The 23,021-nt window shown below is 67.5% G+C and carries 19 protein-coding genes and 2 tRNA genes; 3 read left to right on the top strand and 18 right to left on the bottom strand.

From position 1 onward, the window contains the following. Positions 1-9: 9 nt before the first annotated feature. Together panD and DIS04_RS18295 are read left to right on the top strand one after the other, a co-directional pair. Positions 10-390 (top strand): aspartate 1-decarboxylase, encoded by a 381-nt coding sequence (gene panD, locus DIS04_RS18300; RefSeq protein WP_111415230.1) that lies wholly within the window; start codon positions 10-12, stop codon positions 388-390. 111 nt (positions 391-501) lie between these two features. Further along, positions 502-1,677 carry an acetyl-CoA C-acetyltransferase gene (locus DIS04_RS18295; protein ID WP_111415229.1) on the top strand — a complete coding sequence of 392 codons (1,176 nt, stop codon included), beginning with the start codon at positions 502-504 and terminating at the stop codon, positions 1,675-1,677. A gap of 198 nt (positions 1,678-1,875) precedes the next feature. Here the strand turns inward: DIS04_RS18295 and pnp are convergent, their stop codons facing one another. From pnp to rlmE, 15 genes are all read right to left on the bottom strand, one after another. Continuing rightward, positions 1,876-4,008, bottom strand: a complete 2,133-nt coding sequence (gene pnp / locus DIS04_RS18290) for a polyribonucleotide nucleotidyltransferase (RefSeq protein ID WP_179951305.1) — start codon at positions 4,006-4,008, stop codon at positions 1,876-1,878. A 199-nt stretch (positions 4,009-4,207) separates the two neighbouring features. After that, positions 4,208-4,477 (bottom strand): 30S ribosomal protein S15, encoded by a 270-nt coding sequence (gene rpsO, locus DIS04_RS18285; protein ID WP_111415227.1) that lies wholly within the window; start codon positions 4,475-4,477, stop codon positions 4,208-4,210. A 102-nt stretch (positions 4,478-4,579) separates the two neighbouring features. Further along, entirely contained in the window at positions 4,580-5,497 is a 918-nt protein-coding gene (gene truB, locus DIS04_RS18280; protein WP_111415226.1) for a tRNA pseudouridine(55) synthase TruB, read from the bottom strand. Further along, positions 5,497-5,907, bottom strand: a complete 411-nt coding sequence (rbfA, locus tag DIS04_RS18275; RefSeq protein ID WP_111415225.1) for a 30S ribosome-binding factor RbfA — start codon at positions 5,905-5,907, stop codon at positions 5,497-5,499. The genes truB and rbfA overlap by 1 nt, the downstream gene beginning before the upstream one ends. A gap of 18 nt (positions 5,908-5,925) precedes the next feature. Next, complete coding sequence (gene infB / locus DIS04_RS18270; protein ID WP_111415224.1) at positions 5,926-8,451, bottom strand: translation initiation factor IF-2; 2,526 nt, start codon at positions 8,449-8,451, stop codon at positions 5,926-5,928. A 27-nt stretch (positions 8,452-8,478) separates the two neighbouring features. Then, complete coding sequence (gene nusA, locus DIS04_RS18265; protein WP_111415223.1) at positions 8,479-9,972, bottom strand: transcription termination factor NusA; 1,494 nt, start codon at positions 9,970-9,972, stop codon at positions 8,479-8,481. Between the two features lie 56 nt (positions 9,973-10,028). Continuing rightward, the gene (gene rimP / locus DIS04_RS18260; protein ID WP_111415222.1) at positions 10,029-10,490 is read right to left on the bottom strand and encodes a ribosome maturation factor RimP; all 462 of its coding nucleotides are present in this window, start codon (positions 10,488-10,490) and stop codon (positions 10,029-10,031) included. Positions 10,491-10,701: 211 nt separating this feature from the next. After that, positions 10,702-10,778, bottom strand: a tRNA-Met gene (locus DIS04_RS18255). A 135-nt stretch (positions 10,779-10,913) separates the two neighbouring features. After that, a tRNA-Leu gene (locus DIS04_RS18250) sits at positions 10,914-11,000 on the bottom strand. A gap of 24 nt (positions 11,001-11,024) precedes the next feature. After that, positions 11,025-11,384: a preprotein translocase subunit SecG gene (gene secG, locus DIS04_RS18245; protein ID WP_111415221.1), complete on the bottom strand. Its 360-nt coding sequence runs from the start codon at positions 11,382-11,384 to the stop codon at positions 11,025-11,027. Positions 11,385-11,388: 4 nt separating this feature from the next. Further along, positions 11,389-12,138 (bottom strand): triose-phosphate isomerase, encoded by a 750-nt coding sequence (gene tpiA, locus DIS04_RS18240; RefSeq protein ID WP_111415220.1) that lies wholly within the window; start codon positions 12,136-12,138, stop codon positions 11,389-11,391. Positions 12,139-12,210: 72 nt separating this feature from the next. Further along, entirely contained in the window at positions 12,211-13,560 is a 1,350-nt protein-coding gene (glmM, locus tag DIS04_RS18235; RefSeq protein WP_111415219.1) for a phosphoglucosamine mutase, read from the bottom strand. After that, entirely contained in the window at positions 13,553-14,419 is an 867-nt protein-coding gene (gene folP / locus DIS04_RS18230) for a dihydropteroate synthase (RefSeq protein WP_179951302.1), read from the bottom strand. Before folP ends, glmM begins: the two co-directional genes overlap by 8 nt. Positions 14,420-14,506: 87 nt before the next feature. Next, positions 14,507-16,519 carry an ATP-dependent zinc metalloprotease FtsH gene (ftsH, locus tag DIS04_RS18225; RefSeq protein ID WP_111415218.1) on the bottom strand — a complete coding sequence of 671 codons (2,013 nt, stop codon included), beginning with the start codon at positions 16,517-16,519 and terminating at the stop codon, positions 14,507-14,509. A gap of 227 nt (positions 16,520-16,746) precedes the next feature. After that, positions 16,747-17,403, bottom strand: a complete 657-nt coding sequence (rlmE, locus tag DIS04_RS18220) for a 23S rRNA (uridine(2552)-2'-O)-methyltransferase RlmE (protein WP_111415217.1) — start codon at positions 17,401-17,403, stop codon at positions 16,747-16,749. A gap of 162 nt (positions 17,404-17,565) precedes the next feature. Between rlmE and yhbY the strand changes: the two genes are divergently transcribed. Continuing rightward, positions 17,566-17,892, top strand: coding sequence for a ribosome assembly RNA-binding protein YhbY (yhbY, locus tag DIS04_RS18215; RefSeq protein ID WP_111415216.1), 327 nt, complete (start codon positions 17,566-17,568; stop codon positions 17,890-17,892). A 102-nt stretch (positions 17,893-17,994) separates the two neighbouring features. On the opposite strand, the gene greA is transcribed toward yhbY, so the two are convergent. The 3 genes from greA to carA are packed head-to-tail and all read right to left on the bottom strand — an operon-like array spanning position 17,995 to position 22,902. Continuing rightward, positions 17,995-18,471 (bottom strand): transcription elongation factor GreA, encoded by a 477-nt coding sequence (gene greA / locus DIS04_RS18210; protein ID WP_111415215.1) that lies wholly within the window; start codon positions 18,469-18,471, stop codon positions 17,995-17,997. Next, positions 18,468-21,698 (bottom strand): carbamoyl-phosphate synthase large subunit, encoded by a 3,231-nt coding sequence (gene carB, locus DIS04_RS18205; protein ID WP_111415214.1) that lies wholly within the window; start codon positions 21,696-21,698, stop codon positions 18,468-18,470. Before carB ends, greA begins: the two co-directional genes overlap by 4 nt. Before the next feature lie 58 nt (positions 21,699-21,756). Next, positions 21,757-22,902: a glutamine-hydrolyzing carbamoyl-phosphate synthase small subunit gene (carA, locus tag DIS04_RS18200; protein WP_179951304.1), complete on the bottom strand. Its 1,146-nt coding sequence runs from the start codon at positions 22,900-22,902 to the stop codon at positions 21,757-21,759. Between the last annotated feature and the right edge of the window lie 119 nt (positions 22,903-23,021).

Below are 23,021 nucleotides of genomic sequence, written 5' to 3'. Positions count from 1 at the left end.
GAAGCCCGCATGTTCACCGTCATGCTCAAGGCCAAGCTGCACATGGCCCGTGTCACCCATGCCGTGCTCAATTACGAAGGCTCCTGCGCCATCGACGGCGAACTGCTGGACATGGCCGGCATCCGCGAGAACGAGCAGATCCAGATCTACAACGTCGCCAACGGCCAGCGCTTCACCACCTATGCCATTCGCGCCGAGGAGGGCTCGCGGGTCATCTCGATCAACGGCGCCGCCGCGCACCTGGCCGGCCCCGGCGACCGCGTGATCATTTGCAGCTATGCTCACTACAGCGAGGCCGAACTGGAGAACCACCAGCCGCGTCTCGTCTACCTGCAGGAGGGCAATGCCGTCAGCCACACCAGCAACGCCATTCCCGTCCAGTTCGCCTGACGGCCTGGCTGACGGCGCGAGCGGGGACCATCTGCGCATGGCCATTGCCGCAGCGCACAAGAGTCGCCTATGCTGGTCCTCTCAGCGTCCGAACGACTCAGGAGAATTCCAATGCAAGAAGTGGTGATCGTTGCCGCCCGCCGTACCGCCATCGGCGCCTTCGGGGGATCGCTCGCCGGCATTCCCGCCAGCGACCTCGGCGCCCTGGTGATCAAGGACATCCTCGCCTCGACCGGCGTGGCCGCCGAGCAGGTCGACGAGGTGCTGCTCGGCCAGGTGCTGACGGCCGGCGTGGGCCAGAACCCGGCGCGCCAGGCCGCCATCAAGGCCGGCCTGCCGGCTGCCGTTCCCGCCATGACCATCAACAAGGTGTGCGGCTCCGGCCTCAAGGCGCTGCACCTGGCGACCCAGGCGATCCGCTGCGGCGACGCCGAGCTGATCCTCGCCGGCGGCCAGGAGAACATGTCCGCCTCGCCCCACGTGCTGCCCAACTCGCGCAACGGCCAGCGCATGGGCGACTGGAAGGCCATCGACACCATGGTCCACGACGGCCTGTGGGACGCCTTCAACAACTACCACATGGGCATCACCGCGGAGAACCTGGCCGAGAAGTACGGCATCACCCGCGAAGCCATGGACGAGTTCGCCGCCGCCTCGCAGCAGAAGGCTGCCGCCGCCATCAGGGAAGGACGCTTCAAGGGGCAGATCGTGCCGGTGGAGATCCCCCAGCGCAAGGGCGACCCGGTGGTCTTCGATACCGACGAGAATCCGCGCGAGGTCACCGCCGACAAGCTCGCCGGCATGCGCCCCGCGTTCAAGAAGGACGGCACCGTCACCGCCGGCAACGCCTCCTCGCTCAACGACGGCGCCGCCGTGGTGATGATCTGCTCCGCCGACAAGGCCCGTGAACTCGGCCTCGAGCCGCTGGCGCGCATCGCCGGCTACTCGAACGCCGGCGTCGACCCGTCGATCATGGGCATCGGCCCGGCACCGGCCACCCGCCGCTGCCTGGAGAAGGCCGGCTGGAGCCTGGACGATCTCGACCTGGTCGAGGCCAACGAGGCCTTCGCCGCCCAGGCGCTGTCGGTCAACAAGGAGCTCGGCTGGGACACCTCCAAGGTCAACGTCAACGGCGGCGCCATCGCGCTCGGCCACCCCATCGGCGCCTCCGGCTGCCGCGTGCTGGTGACCCTGCTGCACGAGATGATCGCCCGCGACGCCAAGAAGGGCCTGGCCACCCTCTGCATCGGCGGCGGCCAGGGTGTCGCTCTCGCCATTGAACGATAAGCAGAGCGGCGCCGGGAACAGGCCGTAGAGGGGGGCCTACGCCAGGGATGGCGTCGGTAGCGCCCGGGGGGAAGGGTTTACAGCGCCCCTCGATGGTCCGACACTTCGGGCCTGTTCCCGGATCAGCCACGGCACGTAAAAAAACCGCCCCCATGGCCAGGCCATGGGGGCGGTTCGCTTTTCTGCGTCGAGTGGCGCTTACAGCGCGGTCTCGGCCTGTTCGGATTCGAAGGCGGCCTTCTCTTCCGGCGTGATCTCCTTGATGGTGAGCTTCACGCGGTTGCGGTTGTCGATGTCGAGCACCTTGACCACCACCTCGTCACCCTCGTTGAGGAAGTCGCGCACGTCGTTGACCCGCTCGGGCACGATCTGGGAGATGTGCACCAGGCCATCGGTGCCCGGCATGATGTTGACGAAGGCGCCGAAGTCGGCGATGCGCACCACCTTGCCGCGGTAGAGCTTGCCGATCTCGGCCTCGGCGGTGATCGACAGCACGATGTCGATGGCCTTCTTGGCCGCCGCCTTGTCCTCGGCGTAGATGCGTACGGTGCCGTCGTCGTCCAGGTCGATGGAGGCGCCGGTGTCCTCGCAGATCTTGCGGATGGTGGCGCCCCCCTTGCCGATGACGTCACGGATCTTCTCGGGGTCGATCTTGATGGTGGCCATGGAGGGCGCGTTCTCGGACACTTCGGAACGGCTCTGGGCGATCACCGCGTTCATCTGCTCGAGGATGTGCAGGCGGGCCTCGTGGGCCTGCTGCAAGGCGATCTCCATGATCTCCTCGTTGATGCCCTCGATCTTGATGTCCATCTGCAGGGCGGTGACGCCGGCGGAGGAGCCTGCCACCTTGAAGTCCATGTCGCCGAGGTGGTCCTCGTCACCGAGGATATCGGTGAGCACGGCGAAGCCGTTGTCGTCCTTTACCAGGCCCATGGCGATGCCCGCCACCGGCGCCTTCATCGGCACGCCGGCGTCCATCAGCGCCAGCGAGGCACCGCATACCGAGGCCATGGAGCTCGAACCGTTGGACTCGGTGATCTCGGAGACCACGCGGATGGTGTAGGGGAAATCCGCCTCGTCGGGCAGCATCGCCTGCACGCCGCGCCGCGCCAGGCGGCCGTGGCCGATCTCGCGGCGCTTGGGGCCGCCCATGAAGCCGGCCTCGCCCACGCTGTAGGGCGGGAAGTTGTAGTGCAGCAGGAAGCGATCCTTGCGCTCGCCTTCCAGCGACTCGATCAGCTGGGCGTCGCGCAGCGTGCCCAGGGTGGCGATGACGATCGCCTGGGTCTCGCCGCGGGTGAAGATCGCCGAGCCATGGGTCTTGGGCAGGCTGCCCACCTCGATGGCCAGCGGCCGCACGGTCTTCTGGTCGCGGCCGTCGATGCGCGGCTCGCCCTTGACCACGCGCGAGCGCACCACGCGCTTCTCGAGGCTGGCGAAGGCGCCCTTGACCTCGTCGGCGTCGAACTGCCCCTCTTCCTCGCCGGCCAGCTGCTCCACCGCCTGCTCCTTGAGCGCGGCGAGCGCGTCCTGGCGCGCCATCTTGTCGGTGATGCGATAGGCTTCGCCGACCTTGGCCTCGAAGGTCGTGGCGACGGCCTGCTTCAGCGCGGTGTTCTCGGCGGGCGCCTGCCACTCCCACTTGGGCTTGCCGGCTTCGGCGGCCAGCTCGTTGATGGCACGGATGGCCACCTGCATCTCCTGGTGGCCGTAGAGCACGGCGCCGAGCATCTCGTCCTCGAGCAGCTCGTCGGCCTCGGACTCGACCATCAGCACGGCCTTCTCGGTGCCGGCGACGACCATGTCCAGCTCGGAGCCGGCCAGCTCCTCCACGGTGGGGTTGAGGAAGTAGCCCTTGTCCTCGTCGAAACCGACGCGGGCGGCACCGATGGGGCCGTTGAACGGCACGCCGGAGATCGTCAGCGCCGCGGAGGTGCCGAGCATGGCGGCGATGTCCGGGTCATGGTTGCGGTCGGTGGAGAGCACCGTGCAGATGACCTGCACCTCGTTCATGAAGCCCTTGGGGAACAGCGGGCGGATCGGGCGGTCGATCAGCCGCGAGGTGAGGGTCTCCTTCTCGGTGGGACGCCCCTCGCGCTTGAAGAAGCCGCCGGGGATCTTGCCCACCGCGTAGGTCTTCTCCTGATAGTGCACCGACAGCGGGAAGAAATCCTGTCCGGGCTTGGGGTCCTTGCGAGCGACCACGGTGCACAGCACCACGGTATCGTCCATGGTGACCATGACGGCACCAGTGGCCTGGCGGGCAATGCGCCCGGTTTCCAGGGTGACGGTGCTGCGACCGTACTGAAACGTTTTCTTGACCGGGTTCACGGCGACTTCCTTCAACTTGTCTCTACTCATGTATGGGTCGTTTTTGACTCGGCGACCATTTTAGGGGTTGACGCGCGCGAGAGCCACCTATACGACCCCTTTTCCCCCTGACAAAACGCAAAACGGGCAGCCCCCGAGGGAACTGCCCGTTTCGAATGGCCGAAGTAAGGGCGGATTTCGCGTTACGAAATACCTTTTCTCAGCGACGCAGGCCCAGACGCTGGATCAGCGCCTGATAGCGCGACAGGTCCTTGCGCTTCAGGTAGTCCAGCAGCTTGCGGCGCTGGTTGACCATGCGGATCAGGCCACGACGAGAGTGGTGATCCTGCTTGTTGGTCTTGAAGTGGTCCTGCAGGCCGTCGATGTTGGCGCTCAGCAGGGCCACCTGAACCTCGGGGGAACCGGTGTCGTTGTCGCCACGGCCGAATTCCTTGACGATCTCGGCCTTCTGTTCAGCGGTAAGTGCCATCTGTGTCTCCAGTAAGCAATATGCCTGAAACGTGAATGTGTGAGACCACGCATATTTGCAGTCTCGGGCGTCTCTCCTTGCGGGCGGCGAGTCGTCCGCCCCTCATCCGGCCGCCGTATTGAGCAGCCGCTTCGGCGCCACCTCCTGTGGCCCCGTCACCACGCCAAGGCCGAGGAAGGCCTCGTCGCAGTAGAGTCTTGCCAGCTCGCCGACGTTCACCGCGCCCCGGTCGACCCCGGCCGGCTGGCCGTGCATCAGTCGCCGCCTGGCCGCCGCGTCCACGTCGAGCCGCGGCAGGTGCGCCACCAGCACGTCGACCGGCAGCAGCGTCGCCTCGCGCTGGTCCTGGCCCGGCAGCGCTTCGAGCGCCTCCAGGGGCAGCATGCCGCGGCTGTCGAAGGGGCCGGTGGCGAGCCGTCGCAGGGCGGTGATGTGGGCCCCGCAGCCGAGCGCCCGGCCGATGTCCTCGGCCAGGGTGCGGATGTACGTGCCCTTGCTCACCCGCACCTCGAGCTCGAAGGCATCGGCCTCGACGGCGAGCAGCCGGGCATCATACACCGTCACGCGCCGCACTGCACGCTCGACGCTTTTGCCCTCGCGGGCCAGCTCGTAGAGCTTGCGGCCCTGATGCTTGAGCGCCGAGTACATCGGCGGCACCTGCTCGATCTCGCCGCGAAAGCGCTCGAGCACCCGCTCGACGTCCGCCGCCGTCAGCGACGGCACCTCGCGGCGCTCGATCACCTCGCCCTCGGCGTCGCCGGTGGCGGTCACCGCGCCCAACTGCACCCGGGTACGGTAAACCTTGTCGGCCTCGAGCAGGTGGGCCGAGAACTTCGTCGCCTCCCCCAGACACACCGGCAGCAGCCCGGTGGCCATGGGGTCGAGCGTGCCGGTGTGGCCCGCCTTCTGCGCCTGCAGCAGGCGCCGGGCGCGCTGCAGGATGCGGTTGCTCGACTCCCCCTTGGGCTTGTCGAGCAGCAGCACACCGTCGACCGGCAGGCCGCGCCGACGCCGCGCCATCAGTCGCGCTCTCCCTCGTCGCCCGGTCCGCCCTCTTCCCCGGCATGCCGGGAGCGGTCGCGTTCGACCGCCTCGTCGATCAGCGAGGAGAGACGCTGACCGCGCACCACGCTCTCGTCGTAGTGGAAGCGCAGCTCCGGCACGTGCCGCAGCTTGATGCGCCGGGCGATCTGGCTGCGCAGGAAGCCCGCCGCCTGCTTCAGCACCTGGAGGTTTTCCTTGATGCGCTCGGGGCCGTCCTCGCCCAGCAGGGTCACGTAGACGTCGGCGTAGCCGAGGTCACGGCTGACCGTGACCCCGCTGACGGTGACCATGCCCAGGCGCGGGTCCTTGACCTCGCGCTGGATCAGCACGGCCAGCTCCTTCTGCAGCTGGTCGCCGACCCGGTCGGTACGCTTGAACTCGCGCATGCTCCACTCCCGCTGCGATTACAGCGTCCGCTCGACCTTGACCTGGTCGAAGACCTCGATCTTGTCGCCGACCTGGACGTCGTTGTAGTTCTTGACGCCGATGCCGCACTCCATGCCGCTGCGCACTTCCTGCACGTCGTCCTTGAAGCGGCGCAGCGACTCGAGCTCGCCCTCGTAGATGACCACGTTGTCGCGCAGCACGCGGATCTTCTTGTTACGGAAGACGGTGCCCTCGACCACCATGCAGCCGGCCACGGCGCCGATCTTGGGCGCGCGGAAGACGTCGCGAACCTCGGCCACGCCGACGATCTCCTCCTTCCACTCCGGCGCCAGCATGCCGCTCATGGCCTGCTTGACCTCGTCGATGAGCTGGTAGATGACGCTGTAGTAGCGCAGATCCAGCCCCTCGCGCTCGATGATCTCGCGGGCGGCGGCGTCGGCACGCACGTTGAAGCCGACCACGATGGCCTCGGAAGCCAGCGCCAGGTTGGCGTCGGTGCCGGTGATGCCGCCCACGCCGGATGAGACCACGGCCACCTGCACCTCGTCGGTGGAGAGCTCCTCGAGCGCGCCCTTGATCGCCTCCAGCGAGCCCTGCACGTCGGCCTTGAGCACGATGTTGACCTTGGCCACCTCGTCCTGGCCCATCTGGCTGAACATGTTCTCCAGCTTGGCCTTCTGCTGGCGTGCCAGGCGCACCTCGCGGTACTTGCCCTGACGGAAGTTGGCGACCTCGCGGGCCTTCTTCTCGTCGGCCACGACCATGAAGTCGTCACCGGCGTCGGGGGTGCCGTCGAGGCCCTGGATCTCCACCGGCATGGCGGGACCCGCCTCGTCGACGTGCTGGCCGAGCTCGTTGGTCAGCGCGCGCACGCGGCCGTAGTGCAGGCCGGCGAGCACGATGTCGCCCTTCTTCAGGGTGCCGTTCTGGACCAGCACGGTGGCCACCGGGCCACGCCCCTTGTCGAGGCGTGACTCGACCACCACGCCCTTGCCCGGCGCCTCCGGCACGGCCTTCAGCTCGAGCACCTCGGAGACCAGCTGGATCGCCTCCAGCAGGTCCTCGATGCCCTCGCCGGTCTTGGCCGAGACGTGGACGAACTGGGTGTCGCCGCCCCACTCCTCGGAGATGACGCCGTGCTGGGAGAGCTCGTTCTTGACCCGGTCCGGGTCCGCCGACGGCTTGTCGATCTTGTTGACCGCCACCACCATCGGCACGTCGGCCGCCTTGGAGTGCTCGATCGCCTCGATGGTCTGCGGCATGACGCCGTCGTCGGCCGCCACCACCAGGATGACCACGTCGGTGGCCTTGGCACCGCGCGCACGCATGGCGGTGAACGCCGCGTGGCCCGGGGTGTCGAGGAAGGTCACGCCGCCGTGCTCGTCCTCGACGTGGTAGGCGCCGATGTGCTGGGTGATGCCGCCGGCCTCGCCGGTGGCCACCTTGGCCTTGCGGATGTAGTCGAGCAGCGAGGTCTTGCCGTGGTCGACGTGACCCATCACCGTGACCACCGGCGAGCGGGTGATCTCCTCGCCCTCGTAGGAGATGCCTTCGAGCATTTCGGTCTCGAGGGCGTCGTCCTTGATCAGCTTGGGCTTGTGGCCCATCTCCTCGACCACGATCGCCGCGGTGTCCTGATCGATGGTCTGGTTGATGGTCACCGCCGCACCCATGGTGAACATAGTCTTGATGACCTCGTTGGCCTTGATCGACATCTTGTCGGCCAGCTCGGCGACGCTGATCGACTCGGGAATCGAGACCTCGCGCACGATCGGCTGCGTCGGCTTCTGAAAGCCGTGCTTGCCGCCACCGGACTGGCTGGAGCCACGCCGGCCGCCGCGGCGCTCGGCGCGCTTGACCTTCTTGCCGCCGCCACGGCGACGCTCCTCGCGGTCGCCGCGGTCGTCGTCGTCACGGTCGTGACGCCCTTTCTTGGCCGAGGCCTTCTTGGGCGGCGCGGTGCGGCGATCGGTGCGACCCTCCTTGGGCGGCGCAGGCGGCTCGGGCTCGGCGGCCGGCTCTTCCGAGGCCACCAGCTCGGGCACCGGAAGCTCGGGCTCGGCCGCGGCCCTGGGCGCCTCGGCCTTGGCGGCCTCCTCGCGGGCGGCCTGCTCGGCGGCGCTCGCCTTGGCCTGTTCGGCCTCCTGGGCCTCCAGCGCCTCGCGCTTGGCCTGGGAGTCGGCCATGTCGCCCACCAGCTGACGCGGCCCGGACTCCTCCGCCGGCTCGGGCGCCGGCGCCTCCTCCTCGGCGCGCTTGACGTAGGTGCGCTTCTTGCGCACCTGCACCTCGATGGTCTTGCCGCGCTCGCCGGTCTTGATCCGGCTGCGGGTCTTGCGCGTCAACGTGATGCGGTTGCGCGCGCCTGCGCCGCTGCCGCCATGGCTCTTGGTCAGGTAGTCGAGCAGCTTGCGCTTGTCCTCCTCGGACACGGCATCGCTCTCGGACTTGTGCTCGAGCCCGGCTTCTTTCATCTGTTCCAGCAGGCGGGGCACGTCGCGGCCCACCTTCGCTGCAAAATCCTTAACGGTCATTTCCGACATCTCGACCCTCCTCAGCCCGTGACCCGTTTACTGTTCGTTCTCGAACCAGGGCGCACGGGCAGTCATGATCAGTGCTGCAGCGCGCTCCTCGTCCATGCCCTCGATGTCCATCAGATCGTCGACGGACTGCTCGGCGAGGTCCTCCATGGTGACGATGCCCCGGCTGGCCAGGATGAAGGCCAGGTGACGCTCCATGCCATCCATCTCCAGCAGGTCGTCGGCCGGCTGTGCGCCGTCCAGCTCCTCCTCGGAGGCGATGGCCAGCGTCAGCAGTTCATCCTTGGCACGCGCACGCAGTTCTTCCACCAGCTCTTCGTCGAGCTCCTCGATCTCGAGGATCTCCTCGAGGGGCACGTAGGCGATCTCCTCCAGCGTGGTGAATCCCTCCTCCACCAGCAGCCGGGCGAGGTCTTCCTCGACCTCCAGGTGCTGGATGAAGTGCTCGACCAGGCTGTCGATCTCCTGTTCGCGCTTGTCTTCCGCCTCGCCCTCGGTCATGACGTTGATCCGCCAGCCGGTGAGCTCGGAGGCCAGGCGCACGTTCTGGCCGCTGCGGCCGATGGCCTGGGCCAGGTTGTCCTCGGCCACGGCCACGTCCATGGCGTGGGCGTCCTCGTCGACCAGGATCGAGGCGACATCGGCCGGCGCCATGGCGTTGATGACGAGCTGAGCGGGGTTGTCGTCCCACAGGATGATGTCAACCCGCTCGTTCTGCAGCTCGCTCGATACCGCCTGCACGCGGGAACCGCGCATGCCCACGCAGGCGCCGACCGGGTCGATGCGCCGGTCGTTGGTCTTGACCGCGATCTTGGCCCGCGAGCCGGGGTCGCGCGCCGCGCCCTTGATCTCGATGAGCTGCTCGGCGATCTCCGGCACCTCGATCTTGAACAGCTCGATGATCAGCTCGGGGCAGGTGCGCGACAGGATCAGCTGCGCCCCGCGCGCCTCGGCGTCGACCTTGAGCAGCAGCGCGCGAACGCGGTCGTTCATGCGGTAGCGCTCGCCGGGAATCATCTCGCTGCGCGGCAGGAACGCCTCGGCGTTGTCGCCGAGATCGATGATCAGGCCGTCGCGGGTGGTCTTCTTGACGATGCCGGCGACCAGCTCGCCCTCGCGCTCGGCGTACTGGCGCACCACCTCGGCACGCTCGGCCTCGCGCACCTTCTGCACGATGACCTGCTTGGCGGTCTGGGCGGCGATGCGGCCGAAGGCGGCGTTCTCGATCTGCTCCTCGACCACGTCCCCCAGCCCCAGCGGCGGATCGCGGCGCTCGGCATAGGAGAGCTTGATCTCGGCGTCGGGGTTCTCGAACTCGTCGTCCTCCACCACCTCCCAGCGGCGGAAGGTCTCGTACTCGCCGGTTTGACGGTCGATATGCACCCGCACGCTGACCTCGCGCCCTTCGAAGCGCTTGCGCGATGCGCTGGCCAGCGCCGCCTCGACGGCCTCGAAGATCACGTCCCGGGGCACGCCCTTCTCGTTGGAGATCGCATCCACGACCATCAAAATTTCTTTACTCATGCCTATGCCTCGCCAGAAAACCTGTTCTTGTGCGCCAGCAACCTTGGCCGGCGACCTCAGTCTTCGAACCGGGGGACCACCCGAGCCTGATCGATGCTTTCGATGGGAAAGCAGTACTCCTCGCCGTCGAGCTGCAGCAGCACCTCGTCCTCCTCGATGCCGGCCAGCAGCCCCTGGAACTTGCGCCGCCCGTCGAAGGGAACGCGTAGCTTCAGCGCCACCTGATGTCCGGCAAAGCGGGCGAACTGGTCGAGGGTAAACAGCGGACGGTCCATGCCCGGGGACGACACCTCCAGGCGATATTCACCCGGAATGGGATCCTCCACGTCGAGCACGGCACTCACCTGGCGACTGACGTCGGCGCAGTGATCCACGCTCACACCGTCGGCATGATCAATGTAGATCACCAGCCGGGATTGCTTGCCCTGGGGGCGATAATCGATGCCCCAGAGCTCGAAACCCATGGCGGTGACCACCGGCTCGATCAGCGCATATAGCGCAGCGTCCTTGAGTGCCACAGAGAAAGCTCCTACAGCCGTTGCATCAGGCACCTGGCCGGGAGTGAACAGGAAAGCTAGGTGGCTGATTGGCGTTGCCCGGACAACCACTGCCGGCCGGGCCGGCAGTATGCTGCTAACAAAAAGCCCCTTCGCAGGAAGGGGCCTTTCACAAGAAACCTGTCGTACCACTTTCGACATCCTGCATCCCGATCGGATGCCTGCCGGAAAATGGTAGCGGGGACCGGATTTGAACCGATGACCTTCGGGTTATGAGCCCGACGAGCTACCAGACTGCTCCACCCCGCAACATTCCAGGTCGGCGATTGTAGGCGCGTTACAGGCTTGAGTCAAGCTGACTCGAGCCGAGCGGGCGCCCACATCTTCCTGGTGCCAATCCTGCGTCTGACGACACGCGATCCCGCAGGACCACGGCGTTTCAGATGGTGCCGAAGGCGGGACTTGAACCCGCACGACCGTAAGGTCACTACCCCCTCAAGATAGCGTGTCTACCAATTCCACCACTTCGGCTTGCTAGGTTGCCGGAGGCGCGACCTACTCCTCGCTTTCCTCCAGCACTGGCGCGGTATTATCCACGTCATCTGCCTCGTCGTCAAGGGTCGGCAGCCCGCGCTGCTGTTCGATCAGGCGCGAGTCGGGGATGCCCACCTCCGGCGCATCGCCCGTCTGGCTGGCGAAGTAGGCCAGGGTCAGCGAGGTGGCGAAGAAGGCCGCCGCCAGCACCGCCGTGGTGCGCGAGAGGAAGCTACCGCTGCCGCGCGAGCCGAACACGGTCTGTGAGGCACCGCCGCCGAAGGCTGCGCCGGCTTCGGCACCCTTGCCCTGCTGAAGCAGGATGAGAACGACCAGGGCGATGGCGATCGCCACGTGGATCATGAGAATGGCAACTTGCATGGATTCAACCTGCTGACTGACAAATGGCTAGGAAATCGTCGACCTTGAGCGAAGCGCCGCCCACCAGGCCGCCGTCGATGTCGGGCTGGGCCAACAGCTCAGCCGCGTTGCCGGCGTTCATGCTGCCGCCGTACAGCAGGCGCAGGCCTGCCGCGAGGTCCCGATCGAAGCCGGCCTGGTAGTCGCGGATGGCGGCCATGACCTCCTGGGCCTGCTGCGGCGTCGCCGTGCGCCCGGTGCCGATGGCCCACACCGGTTCGTAGGCGATGACCACGCGCGCGCGCTGATCCGGCTCCAGCCGCGCCATCACGTAGCCCACCTGGCGCAGCACGACCTCCAGGGTCCTGCCCGCGTCACGCTCCTCGAGGGTCTCGCCGACGCACAGGATCGGGGTGATGTCGGCGTTGAGCGCCGCCAGCAGCCGGTCGTGCACGGCCTCGTCGTCCTCGCGGTAGAGCTGGCGCCGCTCGGAGTGCCCCGCCAGGGCGAACTCGACACCGAACTCCTTGAGCATGCGCCCGCTCACCTCGCCGGTGCGGGCACCGGAGTGGAGCGGGTTGAGCGTCTGCGCGCCGAGGCGCAGCGAGCTGCCCTCGAAGGCCCGCCGCGCCGCATCCAGATAGGGGAAGGGGGGCAGAATGACCACGTCCAGCGGCGCCGGGAGCGTCGTTCCGGCGAAGGCACGACCGAACTCTTCGACCAGCGCGGCCGAACCGTTCATCTTCCAGTTCCCGGCGATCAGCGGCGTTCGCATGCTGCGTCCTCTTTCAAAGTGGAGCGAAATGGTATAGGAGGCGCCAGGCCAAGACAACCGCTGGAGCGGATGTCAACCCAGCTCCTGCTCGACCTGGGCGGCCAGGCGACTCGCCAGCCCCTCGACATCGAGGTGCGCCCGCCCCTCGACCATCACCCGGATCAGCGGCTCGGTACCGGACGGGCGCAGCAGTACGCGCCCCTCGTCGCCCAGCTCCGCCTCCATGCGGGTCACCGCCTCCTGGACGGCCGGGCTCGCCATCAGCGCCTTGGCGTCGCTGCCCGGGGTCAGGCGCACGTTGACCAGCGCCTGGGGCACCTTCTCGAGCCCCGCGAGCAGGGCCTGCAGCGGCTTGCCTTCGCTGACCATCAGCGCCAGCACCTGCAGCGCCGAGACGATGCCGTCGCCGGTGCTCTGCACGTCGGCACAGACGATGTGGCCGGAGGACTCGCCGCCCAGCTGCCAGCCCTTTTCCACCAGCCGCTCGACCACGTAGCGATCGCCGACCTTGGCGCGCTCGAAGGGAATGCCCATGCCCTCGAGCGCCATGGCCAGGCCGAAGTTGGTCATCAGGGTGCCGACCACGCCACCCACCAGCTGGCCTCGCTCATGGCGATCGCGGGCGATCAGGTAGAGGATGTCGTCGCCGTCGATCTCGCAGCCGTCGGCGTCGACCATCAGCACCCGGTCGCCGTCGCCGTCGAAGGCGATGCCGAGGTCGGCGCTCTGCTGGATCACCGCGGCGCGCAGGGTGGCAGGCGAGGTGGAGCCCACCTCGCGGTTGATGTTGAGCCCGTCGGGGCTGGCGCCGACCAGGCTGACCTCGGCGCCGAGCTCGCGAAAGACGCTGGGCGCGATGTGGTAGGTGGCGCCGTGGGCGCAGTCGAGCACCATGCGCAGGCCGTGCAGGCTGACGCGATTGGGGATCGTCGACTTGCAGAACTCGATGTAGCGGCCGGCGGCGTCGTCGATGCGCACCGCCTTGCCCAGCCGGCTCGCCGCCACCGTTGTCAGCGGCTCGTCGAGCATCGCCTCGATGCGCTCCTCGATCGCGTCGGGCAGCTTGGTGCCGTCGGTGGAGAAGAACTTGATGCCGTTGTCGGCGAAGGGGTTGTGCGAGGCCGAGATGACGATGCCGGCGTCGGCACGGAAGGTGCGCGTGAGGTAGGCGATGCCGGGCGTGGGCATCGGGCCGAGCAGCGCCACGTCGACGCCGGCTGCCGACAGGCCCGCCTCGAGGGCCGACTCGAACATGTAGCCCGAGATGCGCGTGTCCTTGCCGATCAGCACCCGCGCGCGGCCCGACTCGCGGGCCAGCACCCGCCCCACCGCCCAGCCCAGCTTGAGCATGAAGTCGGGGGTGATGGGGTACTCCCCGACCGTGCCCCGTATGCCATCCGTACCGAAGTATCTTCTAGTCATTCTCGCAGCCTTCCCTTAGCACGGCCCAGGTCATGTTCACCGCGTCCATCACCGGGCCAACGTCATGGACACGCAAGATTCTGGCGCCCCGCTCGACCGCCAGCGACGCCAGCGCCAGCCCGCCCGGCAGCCGCTCCTGTACCGGCCGGCCCAGCACCTTGCCGATCATGCTCTTGCGCGACATGCCCACCAGCAGCGGCAGCTCGAGCTCGGCCAGACGCTCCATGCGATTGAGCAGGCGCAAATTGTGCTCGACCGACTTGCCGAAGCCGAAGCCGGGGTCGAGCAGCAGGCGCTCGCGGCGCAGGCCGGCGGCCTCGCAGGCCGCCACGCGCGCCGCGAGGAAGCTCATCACGGCCTCCTCGATGGGTGCATCATAGCGGGGCGCCTGCTGCATGTCCTGCGGCTCGCCCTGCATGTGCATCAGGCATACCGGCAGGCCCGTGCCGAGCGCCGACTCCAGCGCCCCCTCGCGCGTGAGCGCGCGCACGTCGTTGATCATGCCGGCGCCCAGCGCCGCGGTCTGGCGCATCACCGCGGGACTGCTGGTGTCCACCGAGACCAGCGCATCGAGTTCGCACACCAGCCGCTCGACCACCGGCGCCACCCGGTCCAGCTCCTGCTGCTGGGTGATCGCCTGAGCGCCCGGGCGGGTCGATTCGCCGCCCACGTCGATGATCGCCGCGCCCTCGGCGAGCATGCGCTCGGCATGACGCAGGGCGTCGTCGAGGGCGAGATGACGGCCGCCATCGGAAAAGGAGTCGGGCGTGACGTTGAGTATGCCCATGATGCGGGGATAGGAGAGGTCGAGGCGGTGCCGCCCACACGGCAGCCAGGTCGGTGCGGGGTTGTCTGTCATGTCATGGGTCCTGTGGCGCGGGCCTGGGGTCGGATGCCCCCACGGCAAAGGCGCCCCGATGGGGGCGCCTGGTGTCATGCAGGGTCGTCACGACCCGGCTGGGCCGCCCAACGGGTCGGAGGGGCGTCGGCGCGGCTCCTCGTCCTCGTCCTCGTCGCCCTGGTCGCCGCCATCGCCGCTGCCGTCGGCAGGCGCCTGGGCGGGCTCCTCCTCGCGCTTGGGCTCGGCCTCGCCGGTGATGGGGGCACCACTGCCGGAGTCGCCGTCCTCCCAGTCCTTCGGCGGGCGCGGCTTGCGGCCCTCCATGATGTCCTTGAGCTGGTCGGCGTCGATGGTCTCGTACTGCATCAGCGCCTCGGCCATGGCGTCGAGCTTGTCGCGATTCTCCTCGAGGATCTGCTGCGCCTTGGCGTAGCACTCGTCGATGATCTTGCGCACCTCCTTGTCGAGGCGAGTGGTGGTCTCGCCGGACTTGAGCTTGCCGCCGCCCTGGCCCGGGCCGCCGAGGAACTGGTGCGACTCGTCCTCGTCGTACATGATCGGCCCCATCTCCTCCGACAGGCCCCACTTGGCGACCATGTTGTGGGCCAGCTCGGTGGCGCGCTTGATGTCGTTGGAGGCCCCGGTGGTGACGCCGTTCGGCCCCAGCGTCATCTCCTCGGCGATGCGGCCGCCGAACAGCGAGCAGATCTGGCTGATGATCTGCTGGCGCGACAGGCTGTAGCGATCCTGCTCGGGCAGGAACATGGTCACGCCGAGGGCACGCCCGCGCGGGATGATGGTGACCTTGTAGACCGGGTCGTGCTCCGGCATCAGCAGGCCGATGATGGCGTGACCCGACTCGTGGTAGGCGGTGTTGAGCTTCTCCTTGTCGGTCATGACCATCGAGCGGCGCTCGGCGCCCATCATGATCTTGTCCTTGGCCAGCTCGAGCTCCTCCATGCCGACCAGGCGCTTGTTGCGCCGCGCGGCGAACAGCGCCGCCTCGTTGACCAGGTTGGCCAGGTCGGCGCCGGAGAAGCCCGGCGTACCGCGAGCGATCAGCGACGGCTTGACGTCGTCGGCCAGCGGCACCTTGCGCAGGTGCACGTTGAGGATGTGCTCGCGACCGCGGATGTCGGGCAGCGGCACCACCACCTGGCGGTCGAAGCGGCCGGGGCGCAGCAGCGCCGGGTCGAGCACGTCGGGGCGGTTGGTGGCGGCGATGACGATGATGCCCTCGTTGGCCTCGAAGCCGTCCATCTCCACCAGCAGCTGGTTCAGCGTCTGCTCGCGCTCGTCGTTGCCGCCGCCCATGCCGGCGCCGCGCGAGCGGCCCACGGCGTCGATCTCGTCGATGAAGATGATGCACGGCGCCTGCTTCTTGGCCTGCTCGAACATGTCACGCACGCGGGAGGCACCCACGCCGACGAACATCTCGACGAAGTCGGAGCCGGAGATCGAGAAGAACGGCACCTTGGCCTCGCCGGCGATGGACTTCGCCAGCAGCGTCTTGCCGGTGCCCGGCGGCCCCACCATCAACACGCCGCGGGGGATGGTGCCGCCCAGGCGCTGGAACTTGGAGGGATCGCGCAGGAAGTCGACCAGCTCCTCGACCTCCTCCTTGGCCTCGTCGCAGCCGGCGACGTCGGCAAAGGTGGTCTTGATCTGGTCCTGGGAGAGCAGCTTGGCCTTCGACTTGCCGAAACTCATCGGCCCACCCTTGCCGCCGGCGCCCCCCTGCATCTGGCGCATGAAGAACATGAAGATGGCGAGAATCAGCAGGATCGGGAAGCTGGCGATCAGCAGCCGCGTCCACAGGCTCTGCTGCTGCGGCTCCTTGCCCACCACCGTGACGTTGTGGGAGAGCAGGTCGTCCATCAGCTTGGGATCTTCCGCCGCCGGCCGGATGGTCTGGAACTGCGAGCCGTCGGCGCGTTCGCCGGTGATGGTGTAGCCATCGATGGTCACGCTGCGGATCTGCTGGTTCTGCACCTGCTGGACGAACTGCGAGTAGTTCATCGTCTGCGGCGTGCCATCGACAGAGAAGTTGTTGAACACCGTCAGCAGCACCGCCGCGATGACCAACCACAGGATCAGGTTCTTCGCCATATCGTTCAAGGGACCACCCTCATTGCAAGCATCTCTCGGCCGTAACGCCTGGCACTCCAGTCCACAGCGGACCACAGTATGACCACAGGCGGGCATGGCATGTTCCGTCGACCGCCCGGCCTTCCTGCCCCACACTGTGACACAGTTGGGCCGCGCTGTCCGGCCATTGCGCCGTTAGTCTGTCGCTATCAGGACCGGCTTCGCCGGTCGGGAAGTGCCGAGCCGAGGGTATCGGCTCAGCCGCGGAATCCATCCGCCAGCAGGTAGACCTCACGCGAACGGGCGCGGGAAGCCTCCGGCTTGCGGGTCACTACCTTGGAAAAGCTGGCGCGCAGCTCCTTCAGGTAGGCATCGAACCCTTCGCCCTGGAACACCTTGGCCAGGAAGCGACCGCCGGGGCGCAGGGTCTGGCGCGCCAGATCGAGGGCCAGTTCCACCAGGTACATCGCCTGGGGCTGGTCGATGGCGCTCATACCACTCATATTGGGGGCCATGTCGGACATCACAAGGTCCACCGGGCGCTCGGCCAGGGCCGCGAGGATCGCCTCGAGCACGGCCTCCTCGGTGAAGTCGCCCTGGATGAACTCGACCCCGGCCAGGGCGTCCATCTCGAGGATGTCGGAGGCGATCACCAGCCCTTCCGGCCCCACCCGGTCCGCCGCCACCTGGCTCCAGCCGCCGGGGGCCGCGCCCAGGTCGATCACGCTCATGCCGGGCTTGAACAGGCGGTCCTTGTCATCGAGCGCGAGCAGCTTGTAGCTGGCGCGGCTGCGATAGCCGTCCTGCCAGCTCTGCTGCACGAAGCGGTCGTCGAAGTGCTCCCTGAGCCAGGAAGCCGAGCTCTTGCTGGCCGCCGGCTTGCCGCCGCGGGGCGAGGACGTGGATCGGGCCACACGATCACCTTGACTGAAGATCCGAACCTCGCGGGCGCGTCGGCCCGGTTCGGTGAGACGCGGAGCGGGTCGGGGCCGAACTCGGGCCTCGCCCTGCTTTCGCCGGCGCGCATTTCACCGTACCATGGCAGGTTACGCGCAACCGGGAAGACGCAAGATACCATGAGCTTGTCACAGGCACAAAAGAAAGCATTCCGCAGCATCGGCCACCACCTCAACCCGGTCGTGACGGTGTCGGAGAACGGGGTTTCCGAAGGAGTGCTGGCCGAACTCGACCGCGCGCTGGCCGACCACGAACTGATCAAGGTCAAGCTGGCCCTGGCCGAACGCGACGACCGCGCGGCCATGCTCGAGGAGCTGCTGGCCGCCAGCGGCGCCGAGCGCGTGCAGACCATCGGCAAGATGGCGCTGCTCTACCGCAGGAACCCCCAGGCCAACCCGAAGCTGTCCAACGTCAAGCGCTTCGAGAATCACCACGGGCGCCACTAGGCGCTGACACACGACGGCGAGCCTCGGGCTCCGAGCCGTGAGCGAATTCGCAAAAGCCCGCGACAAACTGTCGCGGGCTTTTGCTGGTTCGTGGCTCGTCGCTCAGCGGTGCTCGACGCTCGAGATCTCGTACTCGACCTCGCCGCCCGGCGTGCTGACCACCACCACGTCGCCCTCCTCCTTGCCGATCAGGGCGCGGGCGATGGGCGAGGTGACCGAGATCTTGCCGCTCTTGATGTCGGCCTCGTCCTCGCCGACGATCTGGTAGGAGACCTCCTCGTCGTTGCCGAGGTTGATCAGCTCGACGGTGACGCCGAAGATCACCTTGCCGGTCTGCGGCAGCTTGTGCACGTCGATCACCTGGGCGCTCGCGAGCTTGCTCTCGATCTCCTGGATGCGCCCCTCGATGAAGCCCTGCTGTTCGCGCGCCGCGTGGTATTCGGCGTTCTCCTTGAGATCGCCGTGCTCACGGGCCTCGGCAATCGCCGCGATCACCTTCGGCCGCGCCTCGCTCTTGAGCTGCTCGAGCTCCTTGCGCAGGCGTGCCTCACCGGCAACGGTCATCGGGACCTTGTTCATTGTGTTGCTCCTGCATGCAGTTCCTGTAGCCGCCGCACCGTGATCTCGTTGCCGTACTCCAGCGCCATGCAAACGGCACTCGCCCCTGCCAGGGTGGTGGCATAGGGCACCTTGCGGGCCAGCGCGGTACGGCGGATCACCGAGGAGTCGTTGATCGCCTGGCGACCCTCGGTGGTATTGACGATATAGGCGATGTCGTCGTTCTTGAGCAGATCGACGATATGCGGACGACCTTCGTAAACCTTGTTCACGACCTCCACCTCGAGGCCGGCAGCTTCGAGGGCGGCAGCGGTGCCGCGGGTCGCGCACAGTGTGAACCCCAATCCTAGCAGAGAACGCGCGATCTCGATAACACCCGCCTTGTCCGGCTCGCGCACCGAGAGGAACGCCTTGCGCTCGCCTTCGAGCTTGGGAATCGCCTCGCCGGCGCCCAGCTGCGCCTTGTAGAAGGCCTCGGCGAAGGTATCGCCGGAGCCCATCACCTCGCCGGTGGACTTCATCTCCGGCGACAGGATGGGGTCGACGCCGGGGAACTTGTTGAACGGGAACACTGCCTCCTTGACGCTGTAGAAGTGCGGTACGACCTCGCGGGTGAAGCCCTGCTCGGCCAGGCTGGTGCCGGCCATGCAGCGGGCGGCGACCTGGGCCAGCGAGGTGCCGATGCACTTGGAGACGAAGGGCGCGGTGCGCGAGGCGCGCGGGTTGACCTCGATGACGTAGATCTCGCCGTCCTGCCACGCCAGCTGCACGTTCATCAGCCCCACCACGCCGAGCTCGACCGCCATGCGCTTGACCTGGTCGCGCATCTCGTCCTGCACCTCGGCGGGCAGCGAGTAGGGCGGCAGCGCGCAGGCGGAGTCGCCGGAGTGCACGCCGGCCTGCTCGATGTGCTGCATGATGCCGCCGATCACCACCTCGTGGCCGTCGGAAACGGCGTCGATGTCGATCTCGATGGCGGCGTTGAGGAAGTGATCGAGCAGCACCGGCGAGTCGTTGGAGACCTTGACCGCGTGGGTCATGTAGTTCTCCAGCTCGTCGGCCGAGTAGACGATCTCCATGGCGCGGCCGCCGAGCACGTAGCTCGGGCGCACCACCAGCGGGTAGCCGATCGCCTCGGCCTTGACGAAGGCCTCGTCGAAGCTGCGCGCGGTGGCATTGGGCGGCTGCTTGAGGCCCAGCTTGTCGATCATCTGCTGGAAGCGCTCGCGGTCCTCGGCGCGGTCGATGGCGTCCGGGGTGGTGCCGATGATCGGCACGCCGGCGGCCTCGAGCTCGCGGGCCAGCTTGAGCGGGGTCTGGCCGCCGAACTGCACGATCACGCCGACCGGCTGCTCCTTGTCGGCGATCTCCAGCACGTCCTCCAGCGTCACCGGCTCGAAGTAGAGGCGGTCGGAGGTGTCGTAGTCGGTGGAGACGGTTTCCGGGTTGCAGTTGACCATGATGGTTTCAAAGCCGTCGTCGCGCATGGCGAAGGCGGCGTGGACGCAGCAGTAGTCGAACTCGATGCCCTGCCCGATGCGGTTGGGCCCGCCGCCCAGCACCATGATCTTGCGGCGCTCGCTGACCTCGGCCTCGCACTCCTCCTCGTAGGTGGAGTACATGTAGGCGGTGTTCGAGGCGAACTCGGCGGCGCAGGTGTCGACGCGCTTGTAGACCGGGCGGATGCCGGCCTTCTGGCGCGTGCGGCGGAACTCCTTCTCGGAGACGCCGAGCAGCTTGGCCAGGCGCGCGTCGGAGAAGCCCTTGCGCTTGAGGCCGAACAGCTCGCGCGGGGTGAACTCGGAGAGCGAACGCCTGGCCACCTCCTGCTCGATGCGCACCAGGTCCTCGAGCTGGACCAGGAACCAGGGGTCGATCTTGGTCAGCTCGAAGACCTCCGCCACGCTCATGCCGCTGCGCATGGCATCGGCGACGTAGAAGATGCGCTCGGCGCCGGCGGCCTGCAGCTCGCCCTTGATATGCGCCATGGCGTCGTCGCTGAAGTCAGTGACCTTGGGGTCGAGGCCGTCGTTGCCGGTCTCGAGCCCGCGCAGCGCCTTCTGCAGCGACTCCTGGAAGGTCCGCCCGATGGCCATCACCTCGCCCACCGACTTCATCTGGGTGGTCAGGCGGTCGTTGGCCTGGGGGAACTTCTCGAAGGTGAAGCGCGGGATCTTGGTGACCACGTAGTCGATCGACGGCTCGAAGGACGCCGGGGTGCGCCCGCCGGTGATGTCGTTGGAGAGTTCGTCCAGGGTATAGCCCACCGCCAGCTTGGCGGCGATCTTGGCGATCGGGAAGCCGGTGGCCTTGGAGGCCAGCGCCGAGGAGCGCGACACCCGCGGGTTCATCTCGATCACGACCATGCGCCCGGTATCCGGGTCGACGCCGAACTGCACGTTGGAGCCGCCGGTCTCGACGCCGATCTCGCGCAGCACCGCCAGCGAGGCGTCGCGCATGATCTGGTACTCCTTGTCGGTCAGCGTCTGCGCCGGGGCCACGGTGATGGAGTCGCCGGTGTGCACGCCCATGGGGTCGAAGTTCTCGATCGAGCAGACGATGATGCAGTTGTCGTTCCTGTCGCGAACGACCTCCATCTCGTACTCCTTCCACCCCAGCAGCGACTCGTCGATCAGCAGCTCATGATTGTTGGAGAGCTCGAAGCCGCGGGTGCAGATCTCCTCGAACTCCTCCTTGTTGTAGGCCACGCCGCCGCCGGAGCCGCCCATGGTGTAGGAGGGGCGGATGATCACCGGGAAGCCCAGCGACTCCTGGATGCGCCAGGCCTCCGCCATGCTGTGGGCCACCTCGGCCTTGGGGCACTCCAGGCCGATGCGCTTCATGGCCTGGTCGAAGAGGTCGCGGTCCTCGGCCTTGTTGATGGCGTCGGCGTTGGCGCCGATCATCTCCACGCCGTACTTCTCGAGCACGCCGTGCTTGTCCAGGTCGAGCGCGCAGTTGAGCGCGGTCTGGCCGCCCATGGTGGGCAGGATGGCATCGGGGCGCTCGGCCTCGATGATCTTCTCCACCGCCTGCCAGGTGATCGGCTCGATGTAGGTGGCGTCGGCCATGGCCGGGTCGGTCATGATGGTGGCCGGGTTGGAGTTGACCAGGATGACCCGGAAGCCCTCCTCGCGCAGGGCCTTGCAGGCCTGGGCGCCGGAGTAGTCGAACTCGCACGCCTGGCCGATGACGATGGGGCCGGCGCCAATGATCAGGATGCTGTTGATGTCGGTACGCTTGGGCATGTCGGTTCCCGCGGCTGAAATCGGTAGATACTGGCTATGAGGCGTTGGAGGGCGCGGCTCAGCGGCGCTCTCGCATCATCGTCACGAAGCGATCGAACAGCGGCGCCACGTCGCGCGGCCCGGGGCTCGCCTCCGGGTGGCCCTGGAAGCTGAAGGCCGGACGGTCGGTCAGCTCGATGCCCTGCAGCGTGCCGTCGAACAGCGAGCGGTGGATGGCGCGCACGTTGCCCGGCAGGCTCGCCTCGTCGACGGCGAAGCCGTGGTTCTGGCTGGTGATCATCACGCGGCCGCTGTCGAGATCCTGGACCGGGTGGTTGGCGCCATGGTGGCCGTGATTCATCTTCACCGTCTTGGCCCCGGCGGCCAGCGCCAGCAGCTGGTGGCCGAGGCAGATGCCGAACACCGGCACGTTGGTCTCGAGGATCTCGCGGATCGCCTGGATGGCGTAGTCGCAGGGTGCGGGGTCGCCGGGGCCGTTGGCCAGCAGGATGCCGTCCGGATTGCGCGCCAGCACCTCGCTGGCCGGGGTCTGGGCCGGCACCACGCTGAGGCGGCAGCCGCGCGAGGCGAGCATGCGCAGGATGTTGTACTTCACGCCGTAGTCGTAGACCACCACGCGGAAGGGGCGCTCGCTGCCGCCGGCATCGACGTTGCCCTGGCCCAGCACCCATTCGCCCTCGCTCCACTCGTAGGCCTCGCGGCACGAGACCTCCTTGGCCAGGTCCATGCCCTTGAGCCCGGGGAAGTCGCGCGCCGCGGCCAGCGCGCGCTCGACGGCGTCGGCGCCCTCGGCCTCGGCGCCGGCCAGGATCGCGCCGTTCTGGGCGCCCTTGTCGCGCAGGATGCGGGTCAGGCGGCGGGTGTCGATGTCGGCGATGCCGAGCACGTTCTGGCCCTTGAGGTAGTCGGAGAGCGACTGCTCGGAGCGGAAGTTGCTGGCGATCAGCGGCAGGTCGCGGATCACCAGGCCGGCAGCGGCGATCGAGCCCGATTCGACGTCCTCGGCGTTGATGCCGGTGTTGCCGATGTGCGGGTAGGTCAGGGTCACGATCTGCCGGGTGTAGGAGAGGTCGGTGAGGATCTCCTGATAGCCGGTCATGGCCGTATTGAACACCACCTCGCCGCTGGTCTGCCCATCGGCGCCGATGGCGGTGCCGTGAAAGATACTGCCGTCTTCCAGGGCCAGTATCGCGGGTCTGTTCAATGCGGGGCTGTTCAAGACAAGGTCCTCCCATGCTGATGCGAGCCTGAGGGGCGCAGGCTCGGCGGCTATCGTCACAGCGACAGATTCGGCTCGTAAAAAAGCGGGACGAAGCCGATAAG

It is taken from the genome of Billgrantia lactosivorans, from assembly GCF_003254665.1.
Taxonomy (GTDB): domain Bacteria; phylum Pseudomonadota; class Gammaproteobacteria; order Pseudomonadales; family Halomonadaceae; genus Halomonas; species Halomonas lactosivorans.
The sequence above is the reverse complement of the archived record's forward strand: the minus strand, read 5'-3'. Positions and strand labels throughout refer to the sequence as shown.

What these genes read in the sequence shown, in the direction of transcription:
- truB (WP_111415226.1), bottom strand. Translation starts at nt 5,497, where the DNA reads ATGGCGCGGCGTCGGCGCGGCCTGCCGGTCGACGGTGTGCTGCTGCTC.
- greA (WP_111415215.1), bottom strand. Translation starts at nt 18,471, where the DNA reads ATGAACAAGGTCCCGATGACCGTTGCCGGTGAGGCACGCCTGCGCAAG.
- DIS04_RS18295 (WP_111415229.1), top strand. Translation starts at nt 502, where the DNA reads ATGCAAGAAGTGGTGATCGTTGCCGCCCGCCGTACCGCCATCGGCGCC.
- folP (WP_179951302.1), bottom strand. Translation starts at nt 14,419, where the DNA reads ATGACAGACAACCCCGCACCGACCTGGCTGCCGTGTGGGCGGCACCGC.
- nusA (WP_111415223.1), bottom strand. Translation starts at nt 9,972, where the DNA reads ATGAGTAAAGAAATTTTGATGGTCGTGGATGCGATCTCCAACGAGAAG.
- secG (WP_111415221.1), bottom strand. Translation starts at nt 11,384, where the DNA reads ATGCAAGTTGCCATTCTCATGATCCACGTGGCGATCGCCATCGCCCTG.
- rpsO (WP_111415227.1), bottom strand. Translation starts at nt 4,477, where the DNA reads ATGGCACTTACCGCTGAACAGAAGGCCGAGATCGTCAAGGAATTCGGC.
- rbfA (WP_111415225.1), bottom strand. Translation starts at nt 5,907, where the DNA reads ATGCGCGAGTTCAAGCGTACCGACCGGGTCGGCGACCAGCTGCAGAAG.
- panD (WP_111415230.1), top strand. Translation starts at nt 10, where the DNA reads ATGTTCACCGTCATGCTCAAGGCCAAGCTGCACATGGCCCGTGTCACC.
- yhbY (WP_111415216.1), top strand. Translation starts at nt 17,566, where the DNA reads ATGAGCTTGTCACAGGCACAAAAGAAAGCATTCCGCAGCATCGGCCAC.
- infB (WP_111415224.1), bottom strand. Translation starts at nt 8,451, where the DNA reads ATGTCGGAAATGACCGTTAAGGATTTTGCAGCGAAGGTGGGCCGCGAC.
- tpiA (WP_111415220.1), bottom strand. Translation starts at nt 12,138, where the DNA reads ATGCGAACGCCGCTGATCGCCGGGAACTGGAAGATGAACGGTTCGGCC.
- glmM (WP_111415219.1), bottom strand. Translation starts at nt 13,560, where the DNA reads ATGACTAGAAGATACTTCGGTACGGATGGCATACGGGGCACGGTCGGG.
- carB (WP_111415214.1), bottom strand. Translation starts at nt 21,698, where the DNA reads ATGCCCAAGCGTACCGACATCAACAGCATCCTGATCATTGGCGCCGGC.